This is a genomic window from Citrobacter rodentium NBRC 105723 = DSM 16636 (assembly GCF_021278985.1).
Lineage (GTDB): Bacteria > Pseudomonadota > Gammaproteobacteria > Enterobacterales > Enterobacteriaceae > Citrobacter_A > Citrobacter_A rodentium.
In genome coordinates, this window is record NZ_CP082833.1 from 3537859 (window position 1) to 3562009 (window position 24151).

General features: G+C 58.2%; 17 protein-coding genes and 1 pseudogene. 15 read left to right on the top strand and 3 right to left on the bottom strand.

The window, feature by feature from the left end; translation table 11 throughout:
• Positions 1-11: 11 nt before the first annotated feature.
• The 8 genes from K7R23_RS16775 (at position 12) to cheZ (ending at position 8897) form a co-directional block, all read left to right on the top strand.
• Positions 12-764, top strand: a complete 753-nt coding sequence (locus K7R23_RS16775; RefSeq protein ID WP_012906165.1) for a fimbrial biogenesis chaperone — start codon at positions 12-14, stop codon at positions 762-764.
• Entirely contained in the window at positions 740-3130 is a 2391-nt protein-coding gene (locus K7R23_RS16780; protein ID WP_012906164.1) for a fimbria/pilus outer membrane usher protein, read from the top strand. Before K7R23_RS16775 ends, K7R23_RS16780 begins: the two co-directional genes overlap by 25 nt.
• A complete protein-coding gene (locus tag K7R23_RS16785; RefSeq protein WP_012906163.1) occupies positions 3127-4092 on the top strand; it encodes a Csu type fimbrial protein in 966 nt (321 codons plus the stop codon). The genes K7R23_RS16780 and K7R23_RS16785 overlap by 4 nt, the downstream gene beginning before the upstream one ends.
• An 81-nt stretch (positions 4093-4173) precedes the next feature.
• Positions 4174-5835, top strand: coding sequence for a methyl-accepting chemotaxis protein II (gene tar / locus K7R23_RS16790; RefSeq protein ID WP_012906162.1), 1662 nt, complete (start codon positions 4174-4176; stop codon positions 5833-5835).
• A gap of 87 nt (positions 5836-5922) precedes the next feature.
• On the top strand, positions 5923-6789 hold the full coding sequence (gene cheR / locus K7R23_RS16795) for a protein-glutamate O-methyltransferase CheR (protein ID WP_012906161.1): 867 nt from the start codon (positions 5923-5925) through the stop codon (positions 6787-6789).
• The gene (locus tag K7R23_RS16800; RefSeq protein WP_012906160.1) at positions 6786-7835 is read left to right on the top strand and encodes a protein-glutamate methylesterase/protein-glutamine glutaminase; all 1050 of its coding nucleotides are present in this window, start codon (positions 6786-6788) and stop codon (positions 7833-7835) included. The genes cheR and K7R23_RS16800 overlap by 4 nt, the downstream gene beginning before the upstream one ends.
• A gap of 17 nt (positions 7836-7852) precedes the next feature.
• Positions 7853-8242 (top strand): chemotaxis response regulator CheY, encoded by a 390-nt coding sequence (gene cheY, locus K7R23_RS16805; RefSeq protein WP_012906159.1) that lies wholly within the window; start codon positions 7853-7855, stop codon positions 8240-8242.
• A gap of 10 nt (positions 8243-8252) precedes the next feature.
• Positions 8253-8897 (top strand): protein phosphatase CheZ, encoded by a 645-nt coding sequence (cheZ, locus tag K7R23_RS16810; RefSeq protein WP_012906158.1) that lies wholly within the window; start codon positions 8253-8255, stop codon positions 8895-8897.
• 54 nt (positions 8898-8951) lie between these two features.
• Here the strand turns inward: cheZ and K7R23_RS16815 are convergent, their stop codons facing one another.
• Positions 8952-9509 carry a hypothetical protein gene (locus tag K7R23_RS16815; RefSeq protein WP_024132712.1) on the bottom strand — a complete coding sequence of 186 codons (558 nt, stop codon included), beginning with the start codon at positions 9507-9509 and terminating at the stop codon, positions 8952-8954.
• A gap of 1 nt (position 9510) precedes the next feature.
• Positions 9511-13604, bottom strand: a pseudogene (locus tag K7R23_RS16820) (RHS element core protein).
• A gap of 428 nt (positions 13605-14032) precedes the next feature.
• Between K7R23_RS16820 and flhB the strand changes: the two are divergent.
• The 5 genes from flhB (at position 14033) to bglB (ending at position 20635) form a co-directional block, all read left to right on the top strand.
• Positions 14033-15181 (top strand): flagellar biosynthesis protein FlhB, encoded by a 1149-nt coding sequence (flhB, locus tag K7R23_RS16825; protein WP_012906156.1) that lies wholly within the window; start codon positions 14033-14035, stop codon positions 15179-15181.
• Entirely contained in the window at positions 15174-17252 is a 2079-nt protein-coding gene (gene flhA, locus K7R23_RS16830; protein WP_012906155.1) for a flagellar biosynthesis protein FlhA, read from the top strand. The genes flhB and flhA overlap by 8 nt, the downstream gene beginning before the upstream one ends.
• Positions 17252-17644, top strand: a complete 393-nt coding sequence (gene flhE / locus K7R23_RS16835; protein ID WP_012906154.1) for a flagellar protein FlhE — start codon at positions 17252-17254, stop codon at positions 17642-17644. The genes flhA and flhE overlap by 1 nt, the downstream gene beginning before the upstream one ends.
• A 263-nt stretch (positions 17645-17907) precedes the next feature.
• A complete protein-coding gene (locus K7R23_RS16840; protein ID WP_012906153.1) occupies positions 17908-19491 on the top strand; it encodes an MFS transporter in 1584 nt (527 codons plus the stop codon).
• A 4-nt stretch (positions 19492-19495) separates the two neighbouring features.
• Positions 19496-20635 (top strand): beta-galactosidase BglB, encoded by a 1140-nt coding sequence (gene bglB, locus K7R23_RS16845; protein ID WP_012906152.1) that lies wholly within the window; start codon positions 19496-19498, stop codon positions 20633-20635.
• A 184-nt stretch (positions 20636-20819) separates the two neighbouring features.
• On the opposite strand, the gene argS is transcribed toward bglB, so the two are convergent.
• Complete coding sequence (argS, locus tag K7R23_RS16850; RefSeq protein ID WP_012906151.1) at positions 20820-22553, bottom strand: arginine--tRNA ligase; 1734 nt, start codon at positions 22551-22553, stop codon at positions 20820-20822.
• Positions 22554-22790: 237 nt separating this feature from the next.
• Between argS and K7R23_RS16855 the strand changes: the two genes are divergently transcribed.
• Both K7R23_RS16855 and cutC read left to right on the top strand, forming a co-directional pair.
• Positions 22791-23357, top strand: a complete 567-nt coding sequence (locus K7R23_RS16855; RefSeq protein WP_012906150.1) for a VOC family protein — start codon at positions 22791-22793, stop codon at positions 23355-23357.
• Between the two features lie 2 nt (positions 23358-23359).
• On the top strand, positions 23360-24106 hold the full coding sequence (gene cutC, locus K7R23_RS16860) for a copper homeostasis protein CutC (RefSeq protein WP_012906149.1): 747 nt from the start codon (positions 23360-23362) through the stop codon (positions 24104-24106).
• The last annotated feature ends 45 nt before the right edge of the window (positions 24107-24151 follow it).

Consider the following 24151-nt stretch of genomic DNA (forward strand, 5'->3'; position numbering starts at 1 on the left):
GGAGAAGTGACATGAATTTGCGGGCATCCTGGCTGTTGTCAGGCTTTGTGACAGCGCTCTTATCATCGGGGGCAAACGGCGCGGCGACCATTTTGCTGTGGCCGATCGATCCCTGGCTGGCGGCAGACAGTAACGCCACTGAGCTATGGATCCAGAATCAGGGTACTACGCCAACGACGATGCAGGTGCGCATCGTTCGCTGGCAGCAGGAGAACGGTTTTGAACGCTACACCTCGCAACAGGATGTGGTGGCCAGTCCGCCGATCGTGCGCATTGAAAAAGGCAATAAGCAGCTGATTCGCCTGATCAAGCAGTCCACCGTTCCCCACGGGGTGGAGCAGGCGTACCGGATCATCGTCGATGAGATCCCCCAGCCAGGCAGCCAGAATAAACCGCAAATGGGGCTTAACGTGCAGATGCGCTATTCGCTGCCGCTGTTTGTCTACGGGGAGGGCGTAAAGACCTGGGCGCAGGAGGAACATCATGCGCAGGTCAATCCTTCGCAACTGCGCTGGCGGGTGGTGCGTAATGAAGGGCAACCGCAGCTGGAGGTGCGCAACGACGGCGATATACATGTCCGGCTGAGTAAAGTGTCGCTCCGTCAGGGCGGCGCGCAGCACGCTATGGCCGAAGGCCTGCTGGGATATGTTCTGCCCGGGAGCGTTCGTCGCTGGCCGTTACCCACCGGGGCAACCCGTCCTGACCAACTTACCGCGGCAATCAACGCGCAGGACGGCAAATGGTTGTCTGGTCCCGCCAACTGAGCGGCGTGCTGATGACGGCTTTTCTGACCACCACCGGCGTCTGTCGCGCTGAGTCAGGAGATGATGCGCTACCGCCTCCGCCGGATGCACGGGCTATCGACCAGCAGGCGGTTTTCCATCTGGTGCTGATTGTTAACCATTACGATACGCAGCAGGTGGTCCCCGTGATTCAGCGGGCGGGCGATTACTATGTCGCCAGCGCCGACCTTCAGCATGCGGGGCTTCCTGCCGGCAAACTTCCTGCGGGCGAGGTGAACGTTTCACGTCTGCCGCAGGTAAACGTCAGCTATGACAGCAGCGGACAGCGTCTGCTGCTCAGCGTACCGCGCGACTGGTTGCCGGAACGCGGTACGCCGTTTGGCGGAGAAACCCCGGCGCATGAGGCGCGAAACGGCAGCGGAGCGCTGCTGAATTATGATTTTTACACCAGCAGCACGCAAGACGGCGACAGCCAGGCCTCTGTATGGCATGAGCTGCGCCTGTTTAATGATGCGGGGGCGCTCTCCTCCACGGGGTATGTGCGGCAGAATCTGGCGGGAGACGAAGACTGGCAGGATGGCTATGTGCGTTACGATACCGTATTCACCGCCACCCGTGAGGAAAATGCCACCCAGTGGCGGGTGGGCGATGTGATCACCGATGCCCTGAGCTGGAGCAACAGCGTCCGCGTCGGCGGGATAGCGTGGGGGCGCGATTTCTCTTTACGCCCGGACTTGGTTACCTGGCCCCTACCGGAATTTTCCGGCGAAGCGGCGGTGCCAACCGCCGTCGATCTGTTTATTAACGGTTATCGGGCCGGTTCGACTGAACTACAGCCCGGACCGTTCACGCTGACCAATCTTCCTTATATTAACGGCGCGGGCGATGCGGTGCTGGTCACCCGCGATGCGCTCGGCAGGCAGGTGAGTACCACTTTGCCGTTCTATGTCGCCAGCAATCTGTTGAAAACCGGCGTCAGCGATGGCGCCGTAACCCTCGGCAGCCTGCGGCGAAATTACGGGGTCGATAACTTTGACTATGGTCCGGCGGCGGGCAGCGCGAGCTATCGCTACGGCGTGAATGATTATCTGACCCTTGAAGGGCATGGGGAAGGGGCCGAAGAGCTGGCGCTGGGCGGCGCGGGCGCGCTGGTAAAGCTGGGGCGTTTCGGAGTCGTAAACGGCGCCTGGACGGAAAGCCGGATGCGCGGCAGGCAGGGGAATCAGCTTAACTGGGGATATCAGTACAGTACCGCCGCATTCAGCGTGGCGACGCAGCATTCCCGGCGTGAGCGTGGGTTTGGCAATCTTGCGCTGTATGACCAGAGCGCGCTGGTGGACGACGACAACCAGCCGCTGGCCTCATTAAGCCAGCGCAGCGATCAGTATGCGTTAACCTTTAATATGGGCAGCTTCGGCAATATCGGCGCGGCGTGGATTGGCATCCGTAGTTTCGACGCGCAAAAGACGGAGCTACTGAATCTCTCCTGGAGCCGCAGCCTGTGGCGCAGCAGCAGTATCTATCTGGCGGCAAGCAGGGATAACCAGCAGGGGGAGTGGACGCTGGCGATGTCGGTGCAGATCCCATTGGGCGAGCGGGACAGCGCGGCAGTCACCATGGAGAAAACGCCGGATGCCGGGCAGACGCAGCGTATTAACTACAACCACGCGATGCCGACCGATGGCGGGTTCAGCTGGAATCTGGCCTGGGCGCGGCAGACTCAGGCGCGAAACTATCAGCAGGCGACGCTGGGATGGCGCAACAATAACGTAGAGTTACAGGGCGGCACCTGGGGTGAAAACAACGCCATGACCTGGTGGGGCGAGGCGCTGGGCTCGCTGGTGCTGATGGAAAACCAGCTGTTCGCCGCCAATAAGATCAATGATGCGTTTGTGCTGGTGAGCACCGACGGTCAGCCGGGCGTGCCGGTCAACTACGAAAACCAGCCGGTCGGCGCAACAAACGACAACGGTTATCTGCTGATCAGCGGCGTCTCTGCATACTATCCCGCACGTTACAGCATTGATACCCTCAGGCTGCCCGCCGATACCCGTCTGCGGGAGACTGAACGCAAAGTGGCCCTGCGCCGCCAGAGCGGTTTTCTGGTTGATTTTCCGATGGAACAGACGCGGGTGGCGAGCGTCATTCTCCATGATGAACACGGCCAGCCGCTTCCGCTGGCAAGCCAGGTGCTGCGGGATAACGGCACGTCGGCGGTGGTGGGGTATGAGGGGATTGTCTGGCTGGAAAATCTCAACAAGGTTAACCCTCTGCAGGTGATAGCGCCGGATGGACAGCGCTGCACGGCGACCCTGACTCTGACGCCAAATCCTCAGCATAAGCTGCAAACCTACGGACCGCTGGTCTGCCGCGGGGGGATGCAATGAGTTGCCGCGCGCTGTTGCTCCTGCTGTTATTGTTTGCCGCGCCGGAGGCGTGGGCGGCCTGTCGGGTGAGCACCACCAACGGCGCGTTTGGCAGTGTCTCATCGTTTACCGTCAACAGCACGGAGCAGTCCACCAGCGCCAGTTTAGTCGTGCAGTGCGATGTTGTGCTGGGACTGCTGAATAACGACACGATCACGCTTACCTATACCGGGGCGACGGTCTCCGCCAGCAACCGGGCAACCCTGAAGCGCAGCGATAACGCCACGGTGACCGATGTGATTCCGGTACGCATGTGCGCTCAGTCCGCTTGCGCCAGCAACAACGAGATAGCGATTGGCGGCAGTTATACCTGGAGCGGCAGCTCGCTGCTGGCGTTGTTAGGATCATCGCGATTCACGTTGCCGCTTTACTTTCGCACCAGCACCGGCCAGCAGGTCAGCGCCGGACCGTATCAGGTCACGCTCAATTTCAACGTCGCTTATAACGTATGTCAGATTGGGGCGCTGGGGCTGTGCGGCACTGCGCAAACCGGCACCGTCGCGTCGAGCCTGCAACTCAATCTCACGGTCACCAATGATTGCATTACCATCAATGCGCCGAACGTCAATTTTGGCAGCGCGCCGCTGGCGAAAGATTTTCCGGCGGTTTCGCAGGCGGTTTCCATCACCTGCACCAAAGGCAGTAGCTATACGGTGGGGATAAATAACGGCAGTTACGCCGCCGGTAGCGCGCGCAATATGGCGAGCGGCAGTAATCGCCTGAGCTACGAGATTTATAAAGCCAGCACCACCAATCGTTGGGGCAGCGTCGGCAGCGAACGCTGGGCCAGCAGCGCGTCATCATCCGCCAGCAGCGACGGTCTGCTGCGCACTTATAACTACACCGCCAGAGTTTTGCCTGCTCAGACAACGCCGCCAGCGGGAACCTACACCGACACGGTAGTGGTGGATATCGCCTTCTGAGCCGATTTCCCCTTTCGCAAACGTAAAGTTCTTATCCCGGGTGCCGATAACGTTGATAACTCGTTTCCTGGAAGGTGCCTTATGTTTAACCGTATTCGCGTGGTCACAATGCTGATGATGGTGCTGGGAGTTTTTGCACTGCTACAGCTTATATCCGGTGGTTTGTTGTTTTCATCGTTACAGCAGAATCAGGACAGTTTTATTGTTTCCAATAGTTTGCGCCAGCAGCAAAGTGAACTGACCTCAACATGGGATCTGATGCTGCAAACGCGTATTAACCTCAGCCGCTCCTCCGCGCGCATGATGATGGACGTGGAGAACCAGCAGAGCAGTGCGAAAACCGAGCTGCTGGCAAATGCGAAAGCGACTCTCGCGCAGGCGGCGGCGCATTACAACAATTTCAAAGCGATTGCCCCGCACCCTGACATGGCGGAAGCCAGCAAAGATGTCGATGAAAAATATCGTACCTACTATACGGCGTTAGCGGAACTGGTGCAGTTCCTGGAAAATGGCAACATGGATGCTTACTTCGCTCAGCCGACGCAGAGTATGCAACACGCGCTTGACGAGACACTGGACAAATACGCCACCGCCAGTGAAAAACTCTATCGTCACGAGTTTGACGAAAGCGCGCGCGATTATCGTTTCGCCCAGTGGCAGCTCGGCATCCTGTCGGTAGTGCTGGCGTCGATTCTGGTGGTGGCGTGGTACGGCATTCGTCAAATCCTGCTCAATCCACTGGGTCGCGTGATTGTCCATATTCGTGAAATCGCCAGCGGCAATTTAACCAACACCCTGACCGTAGCCGGGCGCAATGAGATTGGCGAACTGGCAAGCACCGTTTCGCACATGCAGCGTTCGCTGGTGGCGACGGTGGCGGAGGTTCGCGAAGGTTCTGATGCCATCTATGCCGGCACCAGCGAGATTGCCGCGGGCAATACCGATCTCTCCTCTCGTACCGAGCAGCAGGCTTCAGCGCTGGAGGAAACCGCCGCCAGCATGGAAGAGCTGACCGCAACGGTTAAACAGAACGCCGACAACGCCCGTCAGGCGTCGCAGCTGGCGCTGAGCGCCTCGGAAACCGCCAAACACGGCGGCAAGGTGGTGGATAACGTCGTCAAAACGATGCACGACATCGCCGACAGCTCGAAGAAAATTGCCGACATCACCAGCGTTATTGACGGGATCGCTTTCCAGACCAACATCCTGGCGCTGAACGCGGCGGTGGAAGCGGCGCGCGCCGGTGAGCAGGGGCGCGGCTTTGCGGTGGTCGCCGGAGAGGTGCGTAATCTCGCCAGCCGCAGCGCCGAGGCGGCAAAAGAGATTAAAGCGCTGATCGATGACTCTGTCTCCCGGGTGGATACCGGTTCGGCGCTGGTTGAAAGCGCGGGTGACACCATGCATGACATCGTCGATGCGGTGACGCGGGTCACCGACATCATGGGAGAAATCGCCTCGGCGTCCGATGAGCAGAGTCGTGGCATCGATCAGGTGGCGCTGGCGGTTGCGGAGATGGATCGCGTCACCCAACAAAACGCCTCGCTGGTTCAGGAGTCCGCTGCCGCTGCCGCCGCGCTGGAAGATCAGGCCAGCCGCTTAACGCGAGCGGTGTCGGCATTCCGCCTTGCCGCCGGATCCCGGACGGCAAAAGCCGGAGAAGAACGCGCCGTTGCTTCTGGGCCCCGCGCGGCGCAGAAGCCATCGGTAAATACAGAGCCCAATACGCACTGGGAAACATTTTAACTGTGACTGAACGGGTTAGACCACACCAAGAATCGGCGCTACCGCAGGTGGCGCCAGTTGTATCCTGAATGTGATAAAGAAGGCGCTATGACATCATCTCTGCCCGGCGGGCAAACGTCATTATTGTTACAGATGACACAGCGCCTTGCGCTGTCTGACGCGCATTTTCGTCGGATATGTCAGTTAATCTATCTGCGCGCAGGGATCGTGCTGGCGGACCATAAGCGGGATATGGTTTACAACCGTCTGGTTCGCCGTCTGCGTACCCTGGGGCTGGACGACTTTGGCCGCTATCTCAGTATGCTGGAGGCGAACCAGAGCAGCGCGGAATGGCAGGCATTTATCAACGCCCTGACCACTAACCTGACCGCTTTTTTTCGCGAAGGCCACCATTTTCCGGTGCTGGCGGAACATGCCCGTCGGCGTAACGGCGAGTACCGGGTCTGGAGCGCGGCGGCTTCTACCGGCGAAGAGCCATACAGCATCGCCATTACGCTGGCCGATACGCTCGGCACCGCGCCGGGGCGCTGGCGGGTGTTCGCCAGCGATATCGACACCGAAGTGCTGGAAAAAGCCCGTAGCGGCATCTATCGCCACGACGAGCTGAAAACCCTGTCGCCGCAGCAGCTTCAGCGCTACTTCATGCGCGGCACCGGTCCCCATGAAGGGCTGGTGCGCGTGCGCCAGGAGCTGGCGAGCCATGTAGAGTTCGCCGGGGTTAATCTGCTTGATAAGCAGTACAACGTGCCGGGACCGTTCGACGCCATTTTCTGTCGTAACGTGATGATCTACTTTGATAAGTCGACGCAGCAGGACATCCTGCGTCGTTTTGTTCCTCTCCTGAAGCCTGACGGCCTGCTGTTTGCCGGGCATTCAGAGAACTTTAGCAACCTTGTGCGCGATTTTAGCCTGCGCGGACAGACGGTGTATGCGCTGAGTAAGGATAAAGCATGAGTAAAATCAGGGTGTTGTCGGTAGATGATTCGGCGCTCATGCGTCAGATCATGACCGAAATTATAAACAGCCACAGCGATATGGAAATGGTGGCGACTGCTCCGGATCCGCTCGTTGCCCGCGATTTAATCAAGAAATATAACCCGGATGTCCTGACGCTCGATGTTGAAATGCCGCGCATGGACGGCCTCGATTTCCTCGAAAAACTGATGCGCCTGCGTCCGATGCCGGTGGTGATGGTCTCTTCGCTGACCGGCCAGGGTTCAGAGATTACTCTGCGGGCGCTGGAGCTGGGGGCGATTGATTTCGTCACCAAACCGCAGCTGGGGATCCGCGAAGGTATGCTGGCCTACAGCGAAACGATCGCCGAAAAGGTGCGTACCGCGTCGCGCGCGCGGCTTGCGGCGCACAAGCCTGTCGCCGCGCCCGCCACCCTGAAAGCCGGGTCGCTGCTGAGTTCCGAAAAGCTGATCGCCATTGGCGCCTCGACGGGCGGCACCGAGGCGATTCGTCACGTGCTGCAACCGCTGCCGCTCAACTGCCCGGCGGTGATTATCACCCAGCATATGCCGCCGGGCTTTACCCGTTCCTTCGCCGAAAGGCTGAACAAACTGTGTCAGATCGGTGTGAAAGAGGCTGAACACGGCGAGCGCGTACTGCCGGGGCACGCTTACATTGCTCCTGGCGATAAGCACATGGAGCTGGCGCGCAGCGGGGCAAACTATCAAATCAAAATTCATGACGGGCCGCCGGTTAACCGGCACCGGCCATCAGTGGATGTGCTGTTTCATTCGGTAGCGATTCATGCGGGGCGCAATGCCGTTGGGGTGATCCTGACGGGAATGGGCAACGACGGCGCTGCCGGTATGTTAGCGATGCGTCAGGCTGGCGCCTGGACCATTGCGCAAAATGAAGCAAGTTGTGTGGTGTTCGGCATGCCGCGCGAGGCCATCAATATGGGTGGCGTAAGCGAAGTGGTCGATCTCAGCCAGGTAAGCCAGCAGATGCTGGCGAAAATCAGTGCCGGACAGGCAATACGTATTTGAATCAGGAGTAATTTTTTATGGCGGATAAAGAGCTTAAGTTTTTGGTTGTGGATGACTTTTCCACCATGCGTCGCATCGTGCGTAACCTGCTTAAAGAGCTGGGATTTAACAACGTGGAAGAGGCCGAAGACGGCGTCGACGCGCTGAATAAATTACAGGCGGGCGGCTTTGGTTTTGTTATCTCCGACTGGAACATGCCGAACATGGACGGTCTTGAACTGCTGAAAACCATTCGCGCCGACAGCGTGATGGCCAGTATGCCGGTGCTGATGGTCACGGCGGAAGCGAAGAAAGAGAACATTATTGCGGCGGCGCAGGCCGGGGCCAGCGGTTACGTGGTGAAACCGTTCACCGCCGCGACGCTCGAAGAAAAGCTCAACAAAATCTTTGAGAAACTGGGCATGTAAGGGGCAGACAATGATGCAACCTACCGTAAAACCCACAGACGAGCACGCTGCCGGGGATATCATCGCCCGCATTGGCAGCCTCACCCGCATGCTGCGCGACAGCCTGCGTGAACTGGGGCTGGACCAGGCGATCGCCGAAGCGGCGGAAGCGATCCCGGATGCTCGCGATCGTCTGGACTATGTGGTGCAGATGACCGCGCAGGCCGCCGAGCGCGCGCTGAACAGCGTTGAGGCATCGCAGCCGCATCAGGATGAGATGGAGAAAGGGGCCAAAGCGCTGAGCAAGCGCTGGGATGAATGGTTTGAAAACCCGATGGAGCTTGCTGACGCCCGCGAGCTGGTCACCGACACGCGTAAATTTCTCAGCGACGTGCCGGAGCACACCAGTTTCACCAACGCGCAGTTGCTCGACATCATGATGGCGCAGGATTTCCAGGATCTGACCGGTCAGGTGATCAAGCGCATGATGGATGTGATTCAGGAGATCGAACGCCAGCTGCTGATGGTGCTGTTGGAGAACATTCCGGAGCAGGGCGCGCGGCCAAAACGTGAAAGCGATAGCCTGCTCAATGGCCCGCAGGTCGATACCAGCAAAGCGGGCGTGGTCGCCAGCCAGGATCAGGTTGACGATCTGCTGGACAGCCTCGGTTTTTAAGCTTCTGTTGCCCGATAGCGTTTTGCCGATCGGGCTTACCGCAGCAATTCGATTCTACTTATTAGCTTTCCATATGTTTACAGGAGTAAAATAACAATGTTCAGGAGCGAATGAAGACAGAAGGTAACTTAATTTTTCAGCTTGTTTATAATCATCAAGTAAGCCAAATTTATTTATTTTTATATTTAAACTTTTGATATGTGTAGTCTGATTATTATTAAATCCTATATTGACTAACCCACTAACCCCCATAGCATCTACTATATCAAAGCCAATGTTAATATAAGTTGAAAGGAAAATGTCATTTATAGCTTCAGGGATAGCTTCTAGTTCACTATTAAAAACAATAGTTGGAGTGTTTGTTTTTGTTGTGATGGCCATCAAATTAACTAAATTTTTTTTCTTTATAAGAAGAATCTCTTCTTCAATGCATTTTAATCCCGGACTGAAAATCTCATTTCCTCCATGCCATAGCATTGAATCTATAGTAAATATATTGCCGCTATGATTGAACGGATAAAAATGACAATCATTTTTACTTGCTTTATGCAGGCTATCCCCCTTTGGAACAGGTAATGGGTAGTTAAAAACTCCCCATACGTAATATAACATTTCATCTTCCTCCTGTTCTTGGAAAAGGACATGGAATACTCCCCGGTGGAGCGATATCCTCTGAACCGAATTTGTTCCACCTACAGTAAGGAGCTTCGCCCATTTTGAAAAGGTGATAATGACTTCCTGCATGTGGGTAATGAGGTTTAGCTGGCGGCACCTGATCATAAAAATAGCATATAGTTCCGGACGGAGGTGAGCATTGTTGCAACTCTTCTGCTTTATCGTTGCAATTACTCAAACTACTACTTATCGCATTTGACGTATTTTTCATAGCATCTTGCCCTGCTGGTGTTGCTGTATATGTAGCAAGACCTAATAATACTGCCAGGGCTTCACAACCTCCTGCAGCACAAATACCGGGAATTACCAACCATGCAAACAGCCCCAACGGATCAATCTCTGTAACCGGATTCAGCGGATAGGTATACGGGTTCCATCCTCCCCTTAGTCCAGTCGGATCCTGGGTGATATACCGTCCCTGCTGCGGGTCATAATACCGGTGACGGTTATAGTACAGCCCTGTCTCCTCATCGTACTGCTGCCCCGGCAGGCGGATGAGCTGCTCCAGCCCCTCCGGGTTATCCTCCCGCAGCACGTTGCCCCATTCATCATATTCCGCCTGCCAGGCCGTCCCTCCGTCCCGGCGTATCAGCGCCAGCGGCAGGCCCCGGTGGTCGCAGTGGTACAGGTGGATTTTACGCCGCGGCACGTACTCCGGCTCCGTCTGGTTCTTCATCTGCTCCGGCGTCAGCCCGCACTGCGCCAGCCACTGCCGGTTCGGCTCGCTGACTTCTCCGCGCCGCAGCTCCCCCTCCAGCACGTCCAGCATCATTACCAGCTCCGGCACGAACGTCATGTTCGCCTCCTGCTGGAGCTTCTGCGCCAGCGTGCGGTGTGCGGCGGCCTTCTCCAGCTCCGCCAGTTCCGTTTCGGCCCTGAGCAGCGGCGTGAAGCTGCCCGGCATGTATACCGTCTGCACACGGCGGTCTGCCGTCTGTGTGGTCACCAGCCTGTCGCCGTCATAACCGTACCACGTCACCTCCGGCGTGTGGCTGAGGGACGGGCGGTCTTTCCCGCCCGGGCTTCGCCATACCCGTTTGCCTGTGCGGCGGCCCACAGGGTCATACAGGTAGCGGCTTTCCAGCCGCGTCTGTCCCTGCTGCATGCGGACATAACGCACCAGCCGGTGCCGGGTATCGTAATGATAATGGTGGCTGAGGCTGCCGCCGTCGCGGATGCGCCGCTCGTCCTTCTCCGTCAGCCTGCCGTGTTCATCGTGATGGTAAAACCAGTGGCTGTCCTCAGTGATACGGTTATCCGGCCATGTTGCGGGCAGCGCCGGGTATTGTTGCCGGTCCGCAATGCGGTTGCCCGCCGGGTCGGTCAGCCAGTCTGCTGTCGTTTCTGTGGCGGTCAGGAATACCTGATTCAGCCGTCCCGCGTCGTCGTACCGGTACTGCCGCTGCTGCAGGGGACCGCGGATACTCACCAGCTCTCCGCCGTCGCTCCAGGCGTATTCCCGGTTCAGTTCCGTTATATTCAGCGTGTGGCGCTGCAGCTGCCCGCCTGCGCTGTACGTGCTGGCCAGTTCGTATGCCCCGGAGCTGCGCAGTGTCTCCCGGTGCAGGCGGTCGCGGGTGAAGTCGGTGAGCGGCGTGTCGCCGAGCTTCATCCCCGCCAGATAACCGCTGCCGTAGGTCAGCCATTCCACCGGCGGCAGGTGGTCAGGGGTGGTTCTGGTCGCCAGTCCGTTCCGGTAATCGTGCTGCGTGACGTGCTCCCACAGCAGTTCATTTGTCTGCGGGGCGTGGACGGTCTGTCGCTCGCTGCGCATCCGGCCTTTATCATCATAGCCGTAGTGAACGGCGACCCGGTGGCCGTCGCTGAGGTGGCTGATTTCCGTCAGCCAGCCGCGCTCATCGTACAGCCGGCGTTCAGCCTCCTCACCGTTCACCGTGCTGTGCGTCAGGCGACCGGAGGCATCGTAATGCCAGAGGGTGATGAGGGAGCCCTCTTCGCTGCGGACAGGCTGTCCGCCGGGGTCATATCCGTAACGCTGTGTCCGGCCGTCAAAGCCGCACTCTTCCGTCAGCCGGTCCATGACGTCGTAGTCAACGTGGTGACAGCGCCGTTTTCATTCGTCAGCGCGGTGACGCGCCCGGCAGCATCGTATGTTATCTGCCGCGTCAGGCCGCCTGCGCTCAGGCTGACCGGCTGTCCCGCCGCGTCATAACGCGTTTCATGGCGGCGGCCGTCCGGATGAATGATGGCGGTCAGGTCGCCCGCGATGCTGTATTCGTAACGCGTCTCCCGGCCCTGTATATCCTTCCGGCTGATGAGTCTGCCCCGGTTATCGTAATCCTGGTAAACGCTCAGCCCTTCCTCATGGTGAACCGCTGTGGTCTGCCCGAAGCGGTCATACTCATAACGGGTTTCATATCCCGAACAGTCGGTGACGGTCAGCACCTGGCCGTAACGGTTGCGGGTCATCGTCCTGCGGCTGCCGGTGGCGTCTTCCACAGCGCAGGGCAGCTCACTGTCCGGATTATCATAAAACCAGCGGGTGGTGTCGCCCTGACGGGAGGTCCCTGCCGTCAGCCGTCCCCGGTCGTCATATTCCCGCCGGCTGCGCAGGCCGTCCGCCCCGGTGGAGGAGATGAGCTGGTGCCGGTCGTTATAGCTGAACCGCACGGACCGGCCGTCAGGCGTGACAATTTCCGTCACCAGGCCGGAGCCGGCATTCATCCGGTATTCTGTCCTGCGCCCTGTGGCGTCAGTCTGCGCCAGCAGGCGGCCCGCGTTATCATGGTCACTGAGGACACAGCCGCCGTCCGCCAGCGCCTTCTTCACCACCCGCTTCAGGCCGCCTTCGCCTTCCGTGTGCAGCACTTCGCGGCGGTTCAGGCTGTCGGTAATCACGACGCTGTTCCTGTCATACCGGTAGCGGTAGCTCAGGCCCGCCGGGTTACGCTGCTCCACCACCCGGCCGGCGGTGTCGTAAAGGGCGGTGTCGTAAAGATAGGTGACCGGCGGGCGTCCGGCGTACCGGTGCGCGCACATCCGTCCCGGATGCTGCGGGTCGTATTCAAACTGACGCACCCGGACGCCGCCCCGGTCATACACCGCCGCCAGCTCCCCGCGCGGGGTGTATTCATAACGCGCCAGCGGCGCGGCGGGCAGGTTGTCCGGGTATTGCGGGTCATGCGTCAGCCACACCGCCTCCAGGCGGATACCGCTGTCCGCGCCGTAGCCGGAAACCGGCACCGTCTGCGGAAATTCAGGGGCTTTTATTCCGGATGTAATGGCCTGCTGACGCGCCGCCTGCGCCCGCTGCGCCTGCGTGGTCAGTACCAGCCTGAAACGGCGGCCTGCGCCGTCGGTCACGGCGGTGATGCAGCCGGTGAATTCACCGGCGGCCTCCCGGTGAAAACTGAGCGTGCGCCCGGCGCGGTCCGCCAGCCCGGTCAGCACCCGGTACGGCGGCAGCGGGGCGGGCAGGACCTCATCCGCCTCCGGCACCCGCTCAGGCCAGCCCAGAATCCACCATGGCCCCTGCGCGCTGTTCGTGGCCAGGTAAACGTGCGGGCCTGAGCGAATCTTCTCCGGCAGGGTCTGCCACAGGCGGTGCAGCGGGTTGCTTTCATGCAGCGTCAGCACGCCGCCGCGGGCCAGCCACAGGGATTCACTGCGGCTGAAGGCGGTCTCACCGGGGAACAGCGGCTCAAAGTGAATGCTGCGCCCGCCGTTATCGTTAAGGATAAGTCCGTCATCAGAAAGCTGCAGGCGGATATCAGCAGGGGCTTTCCAGCCGGGACCGAAGACACCCACAGGCGCAGGCGTTTTCGTCTGATAACTGCTGTAGGTGCGGGAAAGGACAAACGGCAGCGGGCCGGGCAGGGCGAGGTCCGTTTCGCCGGGCAGCACTTTGGCGCCTGTCAGGGGGTTAACCGGCGAGCCGGAGGTGATGCCGCCGGGACAGACCGAACAGGCGACGCCGGTGGGGGCACCGATAAACACGCCCGCTGACCCCTGAACTATCGGCCCGCCGTACTGTGTCATGTCGCCCTGACGGGCCGCCGGTTTTCCGCTCATGGTCAGTTCCTTCTGCCGTTCTTTAATTTAATCGGGTATTGGCGAAATAAGTCAGGACAGTAGACGATAATTTATTCAACTGATTTTTGACAGGGATCATCAATAGTGGGCAAGTTGTAAGGTTAATGCCTGTAATTTCATTTGGTTAATAATCTCAAACTATTAGTAATATGCCGAAATTTAAATTGATGATGCCAGACACATGCTTTCTCTTTTTCTTCGTCGGTAAACTCATACCAGGGTCTTTCCGGGGATGGTTATTGCCAGATGAGATAAAGGAAGGAGCTGATAAACAGTTCCACTACGTAAAATATTCTCTCTCTTTCATTAACGGCATAAACCCGACCTTTTTTGCCGTTTACTCTGCCCATTGGCGAAACGGGGTTCTGGCATCATTCTGGCTCATAAGCCCAGCCAGGATCTGATGCGTGTCTGAAGAGAACGACGACAAAACAGAAGCCCCCACACCCCACCGACTTGAAAAAGCGCGGGAAGAAGGGCAGATCCCCCGTTCCAGAGAGCTGACCTCGCTGCTGATCTTGCTGGTGGGCGTTTGTATTATCTGGATTGGCGGCGAGTCGCTGGCCAGACGGCTCTCTGCGATGCTGTCGGCAGGGCTGCGCTTTGACCACAGTATGGTCAACGATCCCAGTCTGATCCTCGGGCAAATCATTCTGCTGATAAAAGAAGCGATGATCGCGCTGCTGCCGCTGATTACCGGCGTGGTGCTGGTGGCGCTGATCTCGCCGGTGCTGCTCGGCGGGCTGATCTTTAGCGGTAAATCGCTGCAACCGAAATTTTCTAAACTCAATCCGCTGCCCGGCATCAAGCGTATGTTCTCCGCGCAGTCCGGGGCGGAGTTGCTGAAAGCGGTGCTGAAATCGACGCTGGTCGGCGGCGTGACGGCGCTGTATCTGTGGCATAAATGGCCGCAGATGATGCGTCTGATGGCGGAATCGCCCATCACGGCGATGGGCGACGCGCTGGATCTCGTCGGGCTGTGCGCGCTGCTGGTGGTGCTGGGCGTTATCCCGATGGTCGGCTTTGACGTTATCTTCCAGATCTTCAGCCACCTGAAAAAATTACGCATGTCGCGTCAGGATATCCGCGATGAATTCAAACAGAGCGAGGGCGACCCGCATGTGAAAGGGCGCATCCGCCAGATGCAGCGGGCGGCGGCGCGCCAGCGCATGATGAGCGACGTGCCCAACGCTGACGTGATTGTCACTAACCCTACCCACTACTCGGTGGCGTTACAGTATGACGAAAACAAAATGAGCGCGCCAAAAGTGGTCGCCAAAGGGGCGGGACTGGTGGCGCTGCGCATTCGCGAGATTGGCGCGGAAAACAAAATTCCCACTCTGGAAGCGCCGCCGCTGGCGCGCGCGCTTTATCGCCATGCTGAAATTGGTCAGCAAATTCCCGGGCAGCTGTACGCCGCGGTGGCGGAGGTCCTGGCCTGGGTGTTGCAGCTTAAGCGCTGGCGGCTTGCCGGCGGGGAACGCCCACCACAACCTGCAAATCTTCCGGTGCCTGAAGCACTGGATTTTATGAACGAGAAGACTACCGATGGCTAATCTGGTCGCGATGCTGCGCCTGCCCAACAATCTGAAAACCACGCAATGGCAGATCCTTGCCGGGCCGATCCTCATCCTGTTGATTCTGTCGATGATGGTGCTGCCATTACCGGCGTTCATCCTCGACCTGCTGTTTACCTTTAACATCGCGCTGTCGATCATGGTTCTGTTGGTGGCGATGTTTACCCAGCGTACGCTGGAGTTCGCTGCCTTTCCGACCATCCTGCTGTTCACCACCTTACTGCGCCTGGCGCTGAACGTCGCCTCAACCCGTATCATCCTGATGGAAGGACACTCCGGCGCGGCGGCGGCGGGAAAGGTTGTCGAGGCGTTTGGTCACTTCCTGGTGGGCGGCAACTTCGCCATCGGTATTGTGGTGTTTATCATTCTGGTGATCATCAACTTTATGGTTATCACCAAAGGCGCCGGACGTATCGCTGAAGTCGGGGCGCGCTTCGTGCTGGACGGGATGCCGGGTAAGCAGATGGCGATTGACGCCGACCTCAACGCCGGGCTTATTGGCGAAGATGAGGCGAAAAAGCGCCGCTCCGAAGTGACCCAGGAGGCGGATTTCTACGGTTCGATGGACGGGGCGAGTAAGTTCGTTCGCGGTGACGCCATTGCCGGGATTTTGATCATGGTGATTAACGTGGTCGGCGGTCTGCTGGTGGGCGTGCTGCAACATGGTATGAGCATGGGCGATGCGGCGGAAAGTTATACCCTGCTGACCATCGGCGACGGCCTGGTGGCGCAGATCCCGGCGCTGGTCATTTCGACCGCGGCGGGCGTGATCGTCACCCGCGTCAGCACCGATCAGGACGTTGGCGAGCAGATGGTGGGGCAGCTATTCAGTAACCCTAACGTGATGCTGCTGAGCGCCGGCGTACTCGGCCTGCTGGGGCTGGTGCCGGGGATGCCGAACCTCGTCTTCCTGCTGTTTACCGCGGCCCTGCTGGGGCTGGCCTGGTGGATTCGTGGCCGTCAGCAGCAGGCGCCTGCCGAGCCGCAGCCTGCCAAAGCGCCGGAAAATACGCCGGTGGTGGAAGCGACGTGGAGCGACGTGCAGCTGGAAGACTCCCTCGGTATGGAGGTGGGCTACCGCCTGATCCCGATGGTCGATTTCCAGCAGGACGGCGAACTGCTCGGGCGGATCCGCAGTATCCGTAAAAAATTCGCTCAGGATATGGGCTTCCTGCCGCCGGTGGTGCACATCCGCGACAATATGGATCTGCAGCCTGCGCACTATCGCATCCTGATGAAAGGGGTGGAAATCGGCAGCGGCGACGCCTATCCGGGACGCTGGCTGGCAATCAACCCCGGCACCGCGGCTGGAACGTTGCCGGGTGAAAAAACCGTCGATCCGGCGTTTGGCCTGGACGCTATCTGGATTGAAAGCGCATTAAAAGAGCAGGCGCAGATACAGGGCTTCACGGTGGTGGAAGCCAGTACCGTGGTGGCCACGCACCTGAATCATTTGATCGGCAAGTACGCCGCCGAACTGTTTGGCCGTCAGGAGGCGCAGCAGTTGCTGGACCGCGTGGCGCAGGAGATGCCGAAGCTGACCGAAGATCTGGTGCCGGGCGTGATCACCCTGACCACGCTGCATAAGGTGTTGCAGAATCTGCTGGATGAAAAAGTGCCGATCCGCGATATGCGCACCATTCTCGAGACGCTGGCCGAACATGCGCCGCTGCAAAACGATCCGCATGAGCTTACCGCCGTGGTGCGCGTCGCGCTGGGCCGCGCGATTACCCAGCAATGGTTCCCGGGGAGCGATGAAGTCAGCGTGATTGGCTTTGATACCGCGCTTGAACGCCTGCTGTTGCAGGCGCTGCAGGGCGGAGGCGGACTGGAGCCGGGGCTGGCCGATCGCCTGCTGGCGCAAACCCAGGAGGCGCTGTCCCGCCAGGAGATGCTCGGCGCGCCGCCGGTGCTGCTGGTTAACCATGCGCTGCGTCCGCTGCTCTCGCGCTTCCTGCGTCGCAGCCTGCCGCAGCTGGTTGTGTTGTCGAATATGGAGCTTTCCGACAACCGTAACATTCGCATGACGGCGACCATCGGAGGTAAATAGTGCGCAAATTTCTCTGGCTGATGTTATTCCCTCTGGCGGCGCAGGCTGCCGGGGAAGGGGCCTGGCAGGCCAGCAGTATCGGCATCACCCTCAATCATCGCGGGGAATCGGCGTCGTCTGCGCCGCTTTCCGCCGGTCAGCCTGTGTCAGGATTAATGACGCTGGTCGCCTGGCGCTATGAGCTAAATGGTCCGACGCCCGCGGGGCTGAGGGTGCGTTTATGCTCGCAGTCGCGCTGCGTGGAGCTGGACGGACAGAGCGGAACCACTACCGCGTTCAGCAACGTGCCCGCCGTCGAACCGCTGCGTTTTATCTGGGAAGTCCCCGGCGGCGGCAGGCTGATCCCCGCACTAAAAGTTCAGCGCAATCAGGTGATTGTGAATTATCGTTAAAGGTTTACCTCTTCATCAGGCGGCAGAGAAATTTGCCGTCTGACTCGCATTTTTGACATCCTATTTTGATTCAATAGAAACGCTGTTTTATAAATCGGTGACACGCGTTGCCGATCTCTTTGCGTTTTTGCCATTTCGCTCCCGGAGGTGGCAAAAACGAAAAGGTATCCCGTATTGTTAGCTCTTACTGTAGCCGTGTAAGTACTCCCTCTGGCGCAGCCAGTATGTCGGGGTCCCCCCAACTGATTGCAGGGTTAACGGCAATGAAAACACGTAAAATTGGATTGGCGAACTACTTAGCCTACGGCTCAGGCGATTTTTTAGGCGCTGGCACCACGGCGCTCACCGCAGCCTGGCTGCTCTATTTCTATACGACCTTTTGCGGCCTCTCGCCTATTGAGGCGACCTTTATCTTTGCTGCCGCAAGGGTACTGGATGCGGTGGTAAGTCCCCTGATGGGCTTTTTAACCGATAACTTCGGTTCAACCTGGCTCGGTAAACGTTTTGGTCGTCGTAAGTTCTTTATCCTGCTGGGGATCCCGTGCGTATTCAGCTACTCGCTGATGTGGGTGGGGGATATGGGGTTCTGGTATTATCTGCTGACGTACCTGATTTTTGACATCGTCTACACCATGATCCTGGTGCCCTACGAGACGCTGGTGCCGGAGATGACCGATGATTTCAAACAGAAAACCAAATTCTCCGGCGCGCGCATCTCAATGGCGCAAATGTCGGCGATTCTCGCCTCTTTCCTGCCGGGGATTCTGTTAACCACTTTCGGCAAAGATAACCCGATCTCCTTCTTCTACGCCAGCCTGGTATTCTCGGTGCTGTGCGCTCTGATGCTGACCTTCGTCTGGTTCTTTACCTGGGAGCGGCCACGCGAAGAGTGGACGGAAGCGGCGCTGCGGGCGGAAGAGGAGAAGAAAAGCCTGACCTTCAGACAGAGCATGAACCGTCTGTTTATTGAGTTAAGCTCAACGCTGCGTATCAAGATTTTCCGCCAGCATCTGGGTATGTACCTCGGCGGCTATATCGCGCAGGACGTGTTCAACGCGGTCTTTACCTATTACGTGGTGTTCGTGCTGATGCAGGAAGCGTCTATGGCCTCGAACCTGCTCGGTACGATGTCTGTCTTCCAGTTCATTGCGGTGATTGGCATGATCCCGCTGTGCATCCGCTTTGGGCCAGCGCCGTCTTACCGGATGGTGGTCGTGCTGTTCGGCCTGAGTTCGCTCTCCTATGCGGTGCTCTACTATGCCGGGTTAAGCGATGTTTACTCTCTGCTGCTGCTGGTTTCTGCGGTTGCCGGTCTGGGACGCGGCGGCATTAACTACGTACCGTGGAATACCTACACCTACATTGCCGATGTCGATGAGGTGATCACCGGTCAGCGCCGCGAAGGGATCTTCGCGGGGATTATGACTCTGACGCGTAAAGCCTCGCAGGCTGGCGCCGTGATGCTGGTGGGGATTGTGATGCAACTCTCCGGCTTTGTTTCCGGGCAGAGCTCGCAGCCGGAAGCGGTCAGCCACACCATTCTGCTGATCCTCAGCTGCGGTACGCTGCTGGTGCTGGCCTGCGGTTTCCTTGTCTCGCTGCGCTTCAAACTGAATTTACAGACCCACAGCACGCTGCGTGAAGAGACGGCGAAAATGCGCGACTCGGGCCGGGCGATGCCGGAAAGCATCACGCCGCAGGCGCGCGCTACCGTCGAAATGCTGTCGGGGCTGCCGTATGAATCACTTTGGGGTAACAACAACATTGGTTACCTGAATCGTAATAAACCTGCTGCGCCTTCGCTGAAGCAGGCTGCACCATTGCATTCGACTTTAAACAGAGGTTAGAAATATGAAAGTTTGGCCCGTCAAACATAGCGCATTATTACGTCAGCCCGAGCGTTTTATCTCCCGTGAAGCGCTGAAAGCCCTGATTCAGACGGTGACGAACAATCTGGTGAATATCAAGGATGAGACTGGTCAGTTTCTGTTGCGCCTGGATGACGGGCGCGTGATTGACACCAAAGGTTGGGCAGGATGGGAGTGGACGCACGGCGTCGGCCTGTATGGCATGTACCAGTACTATCAGCAGACCGGTGATACGACGGTGCGCGATATCATCGACAGCTGGTTCTCCGATCGCTTTGCGGAAGGCGCGACCACTAAAAACGTCAACACGATGGCGCCGTTTCTGACGCTGGCATATCGCTATGAAGAGACGCGCAATCCGACGTATCTGCCGTGGCTGGAAAGCTGGGCGGAATGGGCGATGCACGAGATGCCGCGCACCGATTACGGCGGTATGCAGCACATCACCCTCGCGGAAGAGAACCATCAGCAGATGTGGGACGATACGCTGATGATGACGGTTTTACCGCTGGCGAAGACAGGCAAGCTGCTCAATCGTCCGGAGTATGTGGAGGAGGCGACCTATCAGTTCCTGCTGCACGTGCAGAACCTGATGGACCGGGAAACCGGCCTGTGGTTCCACGGCTGGAATTACGACGGGCATCATAATTTTGCCAACGCCCGCTGGGCGCGCGGCAACAGCTGGCTGACTATTGTGATCCCGGATTTCCTTGAGCTGGTGGATCTGCCGGAAAACAATGCTGTTCGCCGCTATCTGGTGCAGGTACTGAACGCGCAAATCGCCGCGCTGGCGAAATGTCAGGACGAGAGCGGACTCTGGCATACGCTGCTTGACGATCCGCAGTCGTACCTGGAGGCTTCCGCTACCGCAGGTTTTGCTTACGGTATTCTGAAAGCGGTGCGTAAACGCTATGTCGGCGCGGAATATGGCGACGTGGCGGAAAAAGCGATTCGCGGGATTGTGAAGAACATTTCCCCGGAAGGCGAGCTGTTGCAAACCTCGTTCGGCACCGGGATGGGTAGCGATCTTGACTTCTATCGCCAGATTCCGCTGACCTCCATGCCGTATGGCCAGGCGATGGCGATGCTGTGTCTGACGGAGTATCTGCGCAAATATTTTTGATTGTGCTGCAAAACAAAACCCGGCAAACGCCGGGTTTTTTGCCGGATGGCGGCGTAAACGCCTCATCCGACCTGGATCGGGAGCCGTTTGGTTGGTCTGATAAACGCAACGTCATCAGGCCAGAGATAAAATACCTTCTGGAGTAGGCCGGATAAGCGCAGCGCCATCAGGCACCTCAGCGGTATTACATCCGCTCTACGGTTTCGATACCCAGCGTATCCAGACCCAGCTTCAGGGTTTTCGCCGTCAGCAGCGCCAGCTTCAGGCGGCTGTTGCGCACTTCGTCGTTTTCCGCGCTGAGAATCGGGCAGTGCTCGTAGAAACCGGAGAACAGGCCCGCAACGTCGTACAGATACGCGCACATTACGTGCGGTGTTCCTTCACGGGCGACCACGGTCAGCGTCTCTTCAAACTGCAACAGGCGAGCGGCTAACTGCGCTTCGCGGTCTTCGCGAAGAATAACCGGCGCGGCGGCCAGCGCGCTTTCATCCAGGCCGGATTTACGGAACACCGACAGCACGCGGGTATAGGCATATTGCATGTACGGCGCGGTGTTGCCTTCAAACGCCAGCATGTTGTCCCAGTCAAAGATATAGTCGGTGGTGCGGTTTTTCGACAGATCGGCATATTTCACCGCGCCGATACCCACGGCGTTCGCCAGCTTCTCCAGCTCGTCGGCTGACATATCCGGATTCTTCTCCGCCACCAGACGACGCGCGCGCTCCAGCGCTTCATCCAACAGATCCGCCAGTTTGACGGTGCCGCCGGCGCGGGTTTTGAACGGCTTGCCGTCTTTGCCCAGCATCATCCCGAACATGTGATGTTCCAGCGGGACAGAGTCCGGCACGTAACCGGCTTTACGCACGATAGTCCATGCCTGCATCAGATGCTGATGCTGACGGGAGTCGATGTAATAGAGCACGCGGTCGGCGTGCAGCGTTTCATAACGGTATTTGGCGCAGGCGATATCGGTAGTGGTGTACAGATAGCCGCCGTCTTTCTTCTGAATGATGACGCCCATCGGTTCGCCTTCCTTGTTTTTATACTCATCAAGGAAAACCACGGTCGCGCCTTCGCTCTCGACCGCCAGGCCCTTGGCTTTCAGATCGGCGACGATGCCCGGCAGCATCGGGTTATACAGGCTTTCGCCCATCACGTCGTCGCGGGTCAGGGTGACGTTCAGACGGTCATAGGTGATCTGGTTCTGCGACATGGTGATGTCGACCAGCTTGCGCCACATTTGCAGGAAATACTCATCGCCGCCCTGCAATTTCACCACGTAACTGCGCGCGCGCTCGGCGAAGGCTTCGTCTTCGTCGTAGTGTTTTTTCGCCTCGCGGTAGAATCCTTCAAGGTCCGCCAGCGCCATCTCGCCGGCATTTTCCTGCTGCTGTTTCTCCAGGTATGCGATCAGCATCCCGAACTGGGTGCCCCAGTCGCCGACGTGGTTGGCGCGAATCACGTTGTGGCCGAGAAACTCAAGGGTACGCACCGCGGCGTCACCGATGATGGTGGAGCGCAGATGGCCGACGTGCATCTCTTTCGCCACGTTAGGCGCGGAGTAGTCGACCACCACGGTCTGTTTTTCCGGTATCGCCACGCCGAGACGCTCTGAGTTCAGCGCCTGCTGAACGTTTTCTGCGAGGAATGCCGGATCGAGGAAAATATTGATAAATCCGGGACCAGCGATTTCTACCTTGCTGGCGATACCGTTCAGATCCAGATGAGTCAGCACCTGCTCTGCCAGCTGTCGCGGCGCCATGCCCAGTTTTTTCGCCACCGCCATCATGCCGTTAGCCTGATAGTCGCCGAACTGTACTTTTGCTGACTGACGAACCTGGGGTTCGCAATCCGCAGGCGCGCCTGCGGCAATCATGGCCTGACTGACTTTTTCTGAGAGAAGAGCCTGAATATTCACCGGAATACCTTACGTTAATGAAGCGGGTTCAATTTACCGCCGCAGTTTAAGAATCAAGGGCGGGAGTATACTGCAAATGGCCCCGTGCGTCAGCACTGCGCAGGCGGAACCGCGCGCAGAAAACAGGCGATAAAAACGTGTATAAGCGCGCAACCGGCAATTCCTGCAATCTGCGGTTGGTTGTAAGGAGGCAACAGAGTAAATTAGCGGCTTTGAATACCGTTAAGAGCTTTGATTATGGCGAACTGGCAAACCCTCGACGAACTGCAGGATATTTCCGCAGATCTCCCGCGATTCACTCTGGCGTTCACAGAACTGTCCACTCGCCTCGGTCTTGATATCGCGCCGCTGATGGCCGATCACATCTCCCTGCGCTGTCATCAGAATGCCACCGCGGAACGCTGGCGACGCGGATTTGAACAGTGCGGCGAGCTGCTGTCGGAAAATATCATCAACGGTCGGCCAATCTGCCTGTTCAGGCTGCATGAGCCGGTCTGCGTCGCGCACTGGAAATTTCATGTTGTCGAACTGCCGTGGCCGGGCGAAAAGCGCTATCCCCATGAAGGCTGGGAGCATATCGAAATTGTCCTGCCGGGCGATCCGTTTACGCTCAATGCCCGCGCGCTGGCGCTGCTTGCCGATGATGGGCTGAGTCAACCGGGAATAGTGGTCAAAACCAGCTCGCCGAAGGGCGAACATGAACGACTGCCCAATCCGACGCTGGCGGTGACTGACGGCAAAGTAACCGTCAAGTTTCACCCGTGGTCTATTGAAGAGATCGTGGCAAGCGAACGACTGGAGTAAAAATGGCATTACTTGAAATCTGTTGTTACAGCATGGAGTGCGCGCTTAGCGCGCAGCAAAACGGCGCGGATCGCATCGAACTGTGCGCCGCGCCGAAGGAGGGCGGGTTAACGCCTTCGTCGGGCGTGCTGCGGTCGGTACGCCAGCAGGTGACGATTCCGGTGCATCCGATCATTCGTCCGCGCGGCGGCGATTTCTGTTATTCCGACGGTGAATTTGCCGCGATGCTCGAGGATGTGCGCGCGGTGCGCGAACTTGGGTTTCCGGGGCTGGTGATCGGGGTGCTCGACGAAGACGGCAACGTCGATATGCCGCGGATGCGGCAAATTATGCAGGCGGCGGGGCCGCTGGCGGTGACGTTTCATCGCGCCTTTGATATGTGCGCTAATCCATTCATTGCGCTAAAGAATCTGCACCAACTGGGCATCGCCAGAGTGCTGACTTCGGGGCAAAAATCAGATGCCGTGCAAGGTTTATCAATTATTTTGGAACTTATTCGCCAACCTGATGCTCCAATCATTATGGCCGGAGCAGGGGTTCGTGCAGAAAATTTGCAGCGTTTCCTCGATGCCGGGGTACGGGAAGTACACAGCTCAGCCGGAACTCTGATGCCCTCACCGATGCGCTATCGCAATCCAGGGTTGTCAATGTCAGCCGATAAACAGGCGGATGAATATTCCCGCTATGCGGTAGACGGTGCGGCAGTCGCTGAAATGAAAGGAATCATTGTTCGCCATCAGGCCAAATGATTTTTACCGTTGCATCATGTCGCCCAATATGATGCTTGCTCGTAC